The organism is Christiangramia lutea, from assembly GCF_022489035.1.
In the GTDB taxonomy this organism is placed as follows: Bacteria; Bacteroidota; Bacteroidia; order Flavobacteriales; family Flavobacteriaceae; genus Christiangramia; species Christiangramia lutea.
Window position 1 is genome coordinate 1 of the sequence record NZ_JAKVTV010000009.1, and the last position, 9522, is coordinate 9522.

11 protein-coding genes are annotated in these 9522 nt (G+C 32.5%); all 11 read right to left on the reverse strand.

The features are described from left to right. Positions 1 to 195 precede the first annotated feature (195 nt). Entirely contained in the window at positions 196 to 825 is a 630-nt protein-coding gene (locus ML462_RS15645; protein ID WP_240714775.1) for a hypothetical protein, read from the reverse strand. A 153-nt stretch (positions 826 to 978) separates the two neighbouring features. Continuing rightward, positions 979 to 1932, reverse strand: a complete 954-nt coding sequence (locus ML462_RS15650) for a hypothetical protein (RefSeq protein WP_240714776.1) — start codon at positions 1930 to 1932, stop codon at positions 979 to 981. Between the two features lie 155 nt (positions 1933 to 2087). Beyond that, positions 2088 to 3077: a hypothetical protein gene (locus ML462_RS15655; RefSeq protein WP_240714777.1), complete on the reverse strand. Its 990-nt coding sequence runs from the start codon at positions 3075 to 3077 to the stop codon at positions 2088 to 2090. Between the two features lie 74 nt (positions 3078 to 3151). Then, positions 3152 to 3337 (reverse strand): hypothetical protein, encoded by a 186-nt coding sequence (locus tag ML462_RS15660; RefSeq protein ID WP_240714778.1) that lies wholly within the window; start codon positions 3335 to 3337, stop codon positions 3152 to 3154. 187 nt (positions 3338 to 3524) lie between these two features. Further along, a complete protein-coding gene (locus ML462_RS15665) occupies positions 3525 to 3824 on the reverse strand; it encodes a HigA family addiction module antitoxin (RefSeq protein WP_240713547.1) in 300 nt (99 codons plus the stop codon). Positions 3825 to 3836: 12 nt separating this feature from the next. Beyond that, complete coding sequence (locus ML462_RS15670; protein ID WP_240714779.1) at positions 3837 to 4118, reverse strand: type II toxin-antitoxin system RelE/ParE family toxin; 282 nt, start codon at positions 4116 to 4118, stop codon at positions 3837 to 3839. A gap of 236 nt (positions 4119 to 4354) precedes the next feature. Then, positions 4355 to 5002, reverse strand: coding sequence for a hypothetical protein (locus ML462_RS15675; protein ID WP_240714780.1), 648 nt, complete (start codon positions 5000 to 5002; stop codon positions 4355 to 4357). 222 nt (positions 5003 to 5224) lie between these two features. Next, positions 5225 to 7120: an alkyl sulfatase dimerization domain-containing protein gene (locus ML462_RS15680; RefSeq protein ID WP_240714781.1), complete on the reverse strand. Its 1896-nt coding sequence runs from the start codon at positions 7118 to 7120 to the stop codon at positions 5225 to 5227. 274 nt (positions 7121 to 7394) lie between these two features. Further along, a complete protein-coding gene (locus tag ML462_RS15685; protein ID WP_240714782.1) occupies positions 7395 to 8120 on the reverse strand; it encodes a hypothetical protein in 726 nt (241 codons plus the stop codon). A 183-nt stretch (positions 8121 to 8303) separates the two neighbouring features. Then, positions 8304 to 8837 carry a Riean_0653 family protein gene (locus tag ML462_RS15690; protein ID WP_240714783.1) on the reverse strand — a complete coding sequence of 178 codons (534 nt, stop codon included), beginning with the start codon at positions 8835 to 8837 and terminating at the stop codon, positions 8304 to 8306. A gap of 166 nt (positions 8838 to 9003) precedes the next feature. Next, on the reverse strand, positions 9004 to 9375 hold the full coding sequence (locus ML462_RS15695) for a hypothetical protein (protein WP_240714784.1): 372 nt from the start codon (positions 9373 to 9375) through the stop codon (positions 9004 to 9006). Positions 9376 to 9522 lie beyond the last annotated feature (147 nt).

Below are 9522 nucleotides of genomic sequence, written 5' to 3' on the forward strand. Positions count from 1 at the left end.
TTTTGTATTCATCACTTTTCAATTGAAAGTTATAGATACAAATATAAAGAAGAATTTTGTTAACACGTGTTATTTTTTAATTATTTACACGATTTTCATTGAATCCGCTTGTAGCTAACGGTCTCGGCTATCGCCAGTTGCGGGAGTTGGGACGCGGAGTTGTCGGTTTATTGGGTTTTTTCCTGGTTTCTAAAATTACACTTTTTCGACAATACCCGTTATTGGCGATGAGCCGTTGTTGGCTGTAGTTTTTTTGTAGTTTGTTAGTTCAAAAATTCTTACAATACATTTATTAACTGGAGCTTTGTTCCATTTTAATTCAAATTCTATTTTTTTGTATTCAAGTTCTCCGAAAAGCTGTATTATATCGTACAAATTTTGTGAATGCATTTTATCAAAAAGCGAATCTTCAAAGCATTGTTCTACAAGGACAAAATATTTTTCAACATCAATATTATCTAATAAATTAAATTTTTGGATATCTTTTTTCCAACTATTGAATTGACCCTTTTCTCCATTATTCCAACTATTCCTTCCAAACTTATCTAATTTTCGAATATCATTTTTAGCTTTTGAATATCTAGCAGTTTTTATTTCCATCCAGGATTCAGATTCGGGGTTCGAATTTCTCCAAAAAACTAAATCACATTCAACCTCTGAATTTTTTTCATAATTTCTTTCTGCCGCAACTATATAACCTTGGTTTCTTAAAGAGCAATAAATACTTGATCTAATTTGTTCTTCTTTAAGTAGTCTTTCATTTGCTTTTTTACTTATCGATTGCAAGTCAAATTTTAGGTCTTGAAAGATTTGTTCTATTTTCATGTTTAAAAATTACAGCCAACGGTCTCGGTTATCGCCAGTTGGCGGAGTAAGGGACGCGGATTTGTCGGCTTAGTGTTGGTTTGTTAATCAAGATAATTATTTTCTTACTAACGGTGCCGTCTATTGGCGATGAACCGTTGTTGTAGGTAGTTTTTATTTTATTAAATCTTCTTTAGTAATTGTAATCAAATCAGATTTTCCAATTTTACTTGCTGCTTTTCTTCCAGCAACGTCAACTACTACGAAATAATAGTTTTTATTGTTTATAGTGAGCAATGGTGGATAAAAGGTCTGCTCATCATTTAATTCAAAATTTATTTGAGCTTTATCGAAATTGAAAACAACTAGGAAACCTTGTGTTTTATTATAATTTTCAGTGTATTGTCTTATCTGGGTAAATCCTTCTACAATCCGATTTTTCCCATATTTCTTTTCGCGATCAAAGATTTTAATTTCTACAATTAAAGGATCGGAAGTATCTATATTTCCAACAATATCCGCTCTACCAGATTTAGATTTGGGAGTTGAAAATGGATAATCTATTCCTTGGTCGAATAAGAATAATCTTAAATCCTCCTCCAAGGAGTCTTCATAATTCTTTGTCTGGATAGTATATTGATTTAATAATCTTTCTGAAGTAAACCACTCTGTCCTTTTCTTATACTTTTCTAAAAGATAGACTATGGAGTTACTGTTTTCTAATGAATCTGCTATGAACTGAATAAAAGGAAGAATTAAATCCGAACATATTCTATCTTGCGTTTGATGATAATTTCCAAAATTGAAATGCGTTAGAGTGTTAAGCTTATAATTATATTCATTTGCCATAAATTTTGTTAGCTGATAGCAAATGGCAGCTCTATGTTCTAAACTATCTGTTTCAATTTCATAGAAATCAATTTGCAGGTCTTCATCTAATGTTTTTAGTTCTTTTTCATCTAGAAAATACTTTTTTACGGCTTCTAAAATCACACCTTGTATTGTGGCGTTGTTTTCAATGTTTTTAAGAAGAAATTTTAAATCAAATTGAAAATTATCTATAGTTGAATTTTGAACTCTGGAATACCAATTATAGATATTCTGAACAAGATTTTTATTGTAATACATTGAAAATCAAATTTTGTATAAAAATTACCTACAACGGTCTCGGTTATCGCCAGTTGGCGGAGTAGGGGACGCGGATTTGTCGGCTTAGTATTGGTTTGTTGGTCAAGTTAATTATTTTCTTTCTAACGGTGCCGCTTATTGGCGATGAACCGTTGTTATGTAGCGTTTTTTTTCAAGAATCTAAATCCACAGGAAGTTGAAATTTCTTTATGATGGCTTAATTTTTCTAAGTCCGCACTATTTGTAATTGGATAAAAAGTTTGCACTCTTAAATATTCCACTTTTCTATTACCTTTTAAATGCTTTTTAAAAGGTCTGAACCAAATAGCATATTTTTTTTCATTAAAAATAATATATAAACGATCGCTTTTATAACTATCACTTTCTTCACTTTGTTTAAAACACTTGATAGCATCGCTTAAGAAATTGGGAATAGTTTTAAATCCAATATTTTCATCAAAGTGGTAGGATTTATTCTCTTGATGGTGCTTAATTTGTTGAGCGAAATGTCTAAACATTGTATGAACATAGGTAAAACTATCTATAAGAATTTGTTTTCCATTCAATTCAATAACTTCCTCATTTTTTCCTAATTCTTGATAAAATTCTTTCACTAGGAGAAAAATATACTTACCGTGAAGTATTATTGATTTTTTTAGATATTCTTTTCGATTACTGCCGATTAGTAATTTAGAACAATATTTCTCTATCTCTTTTAATTGCGAATTGGTCTCTTGTGAAACATAATTTATCAATTCTGTGCCATTTAACTTTTTCGCAATTAAAGTTTTCCAATCTTCATATTGCTTTTGTAAAAATGCAACATCCCTATTCTTTTCATTAAGTGGTATTTCACCATTAAAGTTGAATACTGGCTTGTAACCGTTTAGATCGTTAAAGTAAATTAAATACCTATCCCTAAAAAGATAATTTTCGCACGAGTCTAACTCGAAAATATCCAGATCTTTTACTCCGTCTTTATTTCTCAAATTTTCAATAATTCCACATACGAAATGCTCTTCCGCTAATGAAATTTTTTCCTCGTCAAAAACTTTATTTGCTAATTCCTGCACAACTTCTTCATAATTTTCCGGTCTTTCTTTTTGAGAATTAAGCGATTGTAATTTTTCCCTTGTGTAAGTCATAGCACAAAATTAAAAAAATGCTATTTAATGTTAAAGATAGTGCCGTTATGTTATGCAGTGATCTTTTTAAAGATTTATAAAATTTTATGCCACTGAGTATTATGAGGTAATCCCTTTTGATCACATTTAGGGAATCTTTCTCCTTCACGCACAAACTCTTCTACATATGGATGCATTTTACATAAATAGTTTGCGGTTTCTGTACATAAAGATCCCGTTTTCCAATCCTCATTGATTTCGTATTCAACATTTTCTGACATATTTATTTTCGTTTTTAGTTATTTTTTAAAAATATAGTTTGTTGCATAATTTAAAAATGCTACATAACGGTCTCGATTATCGCAAGTCACGGGAGTGAAGATACGGAGTTGTCGGCTTACCGTTTTGTATCCTGGTTTCCTAAAATACACTTTTTCCAGGATACTCGTTATTTGCGATGAATCGTTGTTAGGCAGCGTTATTTTCTAACGGTTTTATGTTATTGAATTCTGCCTCTTTTAAATTCTTTTCTTCTTCCAAATCATAATCATCTTGTAATCCCAGCCAAAATTTAGCAGTTGTCCCAAAATATTTTGAAAGTCTTAATGCTGTATCTGCAGTAATTCTTCTTTTCTTTTTAATGATTTCACTAATCCGAGTTTGAGGAATAAAAGTCTCTTTGGAAAGTCGGTAAGCAGTTATTTCCATTGGATCTAAAAACTCTTCTTTTAAAACTTCTCCAGGATGTATGTTTTCTAATTTTTTCATTTTTTTATCTTTTTAATGATAATCAATAATTTGAACTTCAAAGGCATTGTCATTTTCCCATTTGAACATTATTCTCCATTGTTTATTAATTCTAATGCTATGAAAACCTTCTAAATTCCCACTTAGTTTTTCTAAATGATTTGCTGGTGGAATTCTTAAGTCATTAATTTTTTGAGCATTATTTATCATTCTTAATTTTCTTCTTGCTACGTTTTGAATATTAGCAGGAAGCTTTCTTGATTGGGTTCCATTCCAAATTCTGTCAGCTTCTTTATCTGCAAATGATTTTATCACAAATAATTTTGTTTTACGTTACTAACGTCAAAGATAAGTAAAAAGTTGAAAATAAGAAGTTCCGAGCACGATAAAATTATGCTGCCTAACGGTCTCGGTTATCGCCAGTTGGCGGAGTAAGGGACGCGGATTTGTCGGCTTAGTATTGGTTTGTTGGTCAAGTTAATTATTTTCTTACTAACGGTGCCGCTTATTGGCGATGAACCGTTGTTATAAGCTGGGCGTTGACTCAAATTTTAATCGCTAAAATCGAATAGATCAAATTCTGAGGCAGCATAAACTGAAATATCTCCTAAATTGACAAAAGTGCCGATTTCCAATTGTCCTTCGAAAGGGTCAAACAAGAATATACCTCCTCCAGCATTTGTACCAACTGTAATTCCAAAGGCCGGATGAATACTATTTTCTTTAGCTTCTATACCAATTGCAGGTTTTATAAATTCAAATTTAGATATCCGATCTTCATAAACTGGATCAAATCGAATCGCAGATATTTTCTCATTTAGTATTTCAATTTTTTCTTTAGAAGAATAGATTTTTTTGTGCTCAATTCTGAAAGCTTGAATTGCAGAATTAAGTTTAATGTGGAACTTCTTTTTTACAAAATTGAATTTGCTGGTTTTTTTCTTTTCGAATTTATTCACCTGATCTAAATGATCTATTAATTGAATATTCGAACTCAAGATTTTTATATCATATTTACCAAAAATTCGTTTCCATTTTCTTATCAATTTTACTTGTGCAAAGTCTTCTTCTTTTCCATAAGTTAATGAAACAAAAGAGTCACTCAAAAGTACTTTTTCTCTTAATCGTGCTTTATACTTTTGTTTTTCTAAGGCAGGGATTAAGCCGTTTAAATGTTCTATTTTACTTAGGTTGAACACTACTTTATCTTTTTGTTAAATTTCAATTAGCCTTGCTTATAACGGTCTCGGTTATCGCCAGTTGGCGGAGTAAGGGACGCGGATTTGTCGGCTTAGTATTGTTTTGTTGGTCAAGTTAATTATTTTCTTACTAAGACTGCCGCTTATTGGCGATGAACCGTTGTTATATGCTTTGGCGACAAATTAAATTATTATAAACCAGATTGTATATTCCATTTAATGCTACCTAGAACTAAGGTTTATCTTATTTTTTGTAAAGTCGAAGTAAGATGCGAATTTTTGAAGATTGTTTAGGTCACCATCGGCTGTTCCCTTCCCATTTTCTAAGGCATTTTTAATAGTGCCCTTCTTCAAAATAAAATTATAGACTACTTCGCTAGGAATATTTAAAACCAGATCTGGATTTTCTGGAATTTCATTATAAAAAGCAGCAATTCCATTCCTTATATGATACCCATATGTTTCATTTCTATCTGTAATATTGAATCCGATCTTTAAATTGGCATCCATCGCTTTCTCTGCATCAATTTTAACTCTTAGGTTTTCTAATATGGTACCTATCCCAAATTGCTGGATAATTACCGGATTAGCGAAATCGAAGGCACCTTCTTTATTCAGGCTTCCATCTAATTCGGCAGCTCCACTAAGTGCAAAATCACGGTAATAAATATTCGCCTGGTCGTAACCCCATTTTCTCATAGCTTCTGCTTTTAAATTCTTTGCTTCTGCACTATTTTCTGCTCTAACCAGGTGTGTTAGAATTTCCATTGCCCAGCCGTAATCCTCTTTCTCAATTGCTTTTTTTGCTATGGATAAAACATTTTCTTCTCCACCCATTGCTGAAACATATAACTTAGCTTTTCTCTCGAAAGAAGGCGTAGCTAATTCTGTTGCATCTCCTGAAAACCATCCAAGATAACCGTTGTATACATTTCTCACAACATGTGCTACGCTACCGTAAAACTCCTGTAGCCATGGATCGTTTTTTAGATTTTCAGGTAGTTTGATCAAATCTACAAGTTCTTCACGGGTTGCTCCCATGTTCATATGTCTAATGGATTGATCATGGACGTATTGGATTGCATCTCTGTAATTTTGAACTCTTTCCGTTATAAACTCGTTTCCAACCCATGATCTCATATGAGAATGCGTATAGGCATCACTTTTTTTAGCGTATTCCAGCAATCTGTCTACACCTTTATACCATTTTACCATATCGCGGTATTTAGTTCCTCTCAACGTATAAAGATTCGGGAAACTTTCTCCCTGAATAGTTTCTGAACCGTGGACAAGTTTTAACTCCGGAAAATAAATATCGATTTCATCCTCGGCATCGCCATAAGCTTCAAATAATACTATTTCAACTCCAGCGACTTTCGTTTTTAGTTCATCTGTAACCAAATCTGTTGGTGCGAAAAAAGATATTTCCCCTCCTGAAAAAGTAGGCCCTAAACCTCCATTTACCATTCCTTTTGGATTTTGACCCAAATAAGTTGCTCCACCGTATGCTGTTCTTTCGGTCAATATTTCGCCTACAACGCTTGCATCGTTGGCCAAATAATCCATGAATTCATGATGAGCAAAAATTTTGACGTCGTCATTGTCTACTTGCTTTTGTGTAACCCCCAGTCCGGCAGCACCAAAACTATGGTCGGGATGTCTATGAGTATAAATGACAGCCTTTACCGGAAGGTCAATTCCTGTAGTTTCCCGGAAATCTTTCATTATTTCACTAGAAGCCGTATCATTCTCTCCTGGATCAACGGCTATAAGACCATCGTCACCAACAACTATGAGCGTAGAAGTTAATTGCCATCCGGCCATCAAAAAAGCCTTATCCTTTACAGGTTCATAGATCGTTTTTCTCATTTGCTTTCCAAAACTGACCAGTCTCGGATTGATAGTTGGAGCACTTTCTACCACAGCAAGATTGTCGAATTGCTTTCTTATGGGAGCCAAATTCTTTAGAATATCTGGATCTGCGTAAGGCTCGACATCTCTTGGGATATTCTTTTCAGAATTTTCAGGTTTTAAAAGATCTGTATTGAATTTTTCCTGCGCATTAATTTTAATGGTGGTGATAAGAATAATTACGATTAACCAGGGAAATTTTTTCATAGCTTAATTTTTTAGCTGATTATTTAAAATGATGAACTATTATTTAAATCTATAAAAAATTGATGAATAGGAGGTTAAGTTGTATTGAGGTTCTTTTTAAGGAATGAATTTTAATGGAGCCATTGCATATAACGTTCTCGGTTATCGCCAGTTGGCGGAGTAAGGGACGCGGATTTGTCGGCTTAGTATTGGTTTGTGGGTCAAGTTAATTATTTTCTTTCTAACGGTGCCGCTTATTGGCGATGAACCGTTGTTGTGCGCTGGCTTTTATTTTTCACCTCAATAAATCTATAAAATTTCTTTCACCGTCATAAATGCATCCAGAACAACTATATACTTTAGAATTTCTCATTTTTAAATGATCAATGATTTTTCGTTGTTCCTTATTTATTTTTCCAATTCTTAAAATTCCTATTGCGCCTAAAGTTTGTACCTCTGGAGAAATTGATCTAAGAAAGGAGTTCAATTTTTTAATGCTTCCTCTCTCAATTAATTTTAAGGTTTTTTCTGAAATATCTGGAATTTCTGTTCCTGCCATTCCACATCCAAAACCCACTGTATACTCATTCAAAATCTCTTTGTCAAAATCTTCTTTACGAAAGTTAGTATTATAAAATTTATTATGTTTTGTGATATAATCTTCTATAAAAGAATCATTTGATTTGAAATATTCTGTATTTAAAATTCCTTTTGAAACTGAATTTTCTGATATCCAACCAACAACAATTTTATTGTTATATGAAATGAAATTTATTTTTAGATCGGAACCAGAATATGGCATTACCAGGATTCGGTGATGTTTATATCCGAAATCAATTTTTCTATCAAGTTCTGTAAAAGTTGTAATTATTTCGAAGTCTTTAAATTTCTTAGACTTCAATTTCGAAATTTCCTGAACTTCTTTTAGGGAGCTTAAATATTCTCTTGTTTGAGATAATGTATTCTGAGAAATTAAATTTCCGTTTATAGCGATTAAAAATATTAGAAATAATTTTTTCATTTATAATCTAGATTTCTCTAAAGCTTGCGCACAACGGTCTCGGTTATCGCCAGTTGGCGGAGTAGGGGACGCGGCTTTGTCGGCTTAGTATTGGTTCGTGGGTCAAGTTAATTATTTTCTTTCTAACGCTACCGTCTATTGGCGATGAACCGTTGTTACCTACTGTGGCTGATTTGTATTTTTCTACATTGTGAATAATGTGTCAAATCTACCTTCTCTAATTTTTATTATTTCCCCAGTTTCCGGATTTATTAGATCAAATTCGAAAGTTCCTGATATTATTCTTTTCCCTTGATCAAATTTTGTGATTTCTAGAAATCCATATTCTTCATTATTAGTTGTCAAATCATAACTTTGTTCGAGAAATACTGCACATTCCCCGAAATAATTACCTTCTTCATTACCTGATAATTTATATTTTTTGCCTTCTTCTATTTTTGCTTTATTAGAGCCTAAAATAATTTGGTAAATTATTGGATTATCATCTTGTGCACCTAAACTGAAATAAAATCCGCCGTTAACATATTGATAATAGCAATTAAAATAAGTATTTGTTTCTACGTATGGTTTTCCGTTTACTAGACAACCAAATGTTCCTTTTCCTATTGTAGTTTTATCTGGTAAACATTCAATAGGATTTTCACATTTTTCTTCTTTTGAACAGGAAATTAATACTAAGATTATCGGTATTATCAAGAATATGTTTTTTAATCTCATTTAGTTCAAATTTTTGTGGCCATTGTAGGTAACGGTCCCGGTTATCGCCAGTTGGCGGAGTAGGGGATGCGGCTTTGTCGGCTTAGTATTGGTTTGTTGGTCAAGTTAAATATTTTCTTTCTAACGCTACCGCTTATTGGCGATGAACCGTTGTTGTAGCCAGTTATTATTCTTTTTTCTTATCCAAAGTCCCATCAATAAGGGCAGCAGGATTTTTTTGAAGCAAGCAATATAATTCAATAAACCTTTCCAGTTTATAATTTTCATTTTTCAACTTCATTTTGACAAATGTTTGCATATATTCAATAGAGTCATCAGAGTATTCAAACGTTCCTAAAAATTCATTAATTCGAGAGCATTTTTCACTATTTGTTTGAAGCCATTTTAACTCAGCGCTTTCTAGAGGAAATTCTAATTTACTTTTTGTGTTTTCACAACTAATAATTAATTCATCAGTCTTTTCTATATTTTGAGCTTTACATGCTATTAAGACAATTGAAAGTAAAAACATTAAATAAAGTAATAAATTTTGTCTCATAATATATTTTTAATTGGCTACAACGGTCTCGGTTATCGCCAGTTGGCGGAGTAGGGGACGCGGATTTGTCGGCTTAGTATTGGTTTGTTGGTCTAGTTAATTTCTTACTAACGGTGCCGCCTATTGGCGATGAACCGTTGTTGTAAA

What these genes read in the sequence shown, in the direction of transcription:
- ML462_RS15645 (WP_240714775.1), bottom strand. Translation starts at nt 825, where the DNA reads ATGAAAATAGAACAAATCTTTCAAGACCTAAAATTTGACTTGCAATCG.
- ML462_RS15650 (WP_240714776.1), bottom strand. Translation starts at nt 1,932, where the DNA reads ATGTATTACAATAAAAATCTTGTTCAGAATATCTATAATTGGTATTCC.
- ML462_RS15655 (WP_240714777.1), bottom strand. Translation starts at nt 3,077, where the DNA reads ATGACTTACACAAGGGAAAAATTACAATCGCTTAATTCTCAAAAAGAA.
- ML462_RS15660 (WP_240714778.1), bottom strand. Translation starts at nt 3,337, where the DNA reads ATGTCAGAAAATGTTGAATACGAAATCAATGAGGATTGGAAAACGGGA.
- ML462_RS15665 (WP_240713547.1), bottom strand. Translation starts at nt 3,824, where the DNA reads ATGAAAAAATTAGAAAACATACATCCTGGAGAAGTTTTAAAAGAAGAG.
- ML462_RS15680 (WP_240714781.1), bottom strand. Translation starts at nt 7,120, where the DNA reads ATGAAAAAATTTCCCTGGTTAATCGTAATTATTCTTATCACCACCATT.
- ML462_RS15685 (WP_240714782.1), bottom strand. Translation starts at nt 8,120, where the DNA reads ATGAAAAAATTATTTCTAATATTTTTAATCGCTATAAACGGAAATTTA.
- ML462_RS15690 (WP_240714783.1), bottom strand. Translation starts at nt 8,837, where the DNA reads ATGAGATTAAAAAACATATTCTTGATAATACCGATAATCTTAGTATTA.
- ML462_RS15695 (WP_240714784.1), bottom strand. Translation starts at nt 9,375, where the DNA reads ATGAGACAAAATTTATTACTTTATTTAATGTTTTTACTTTCAATTGTC.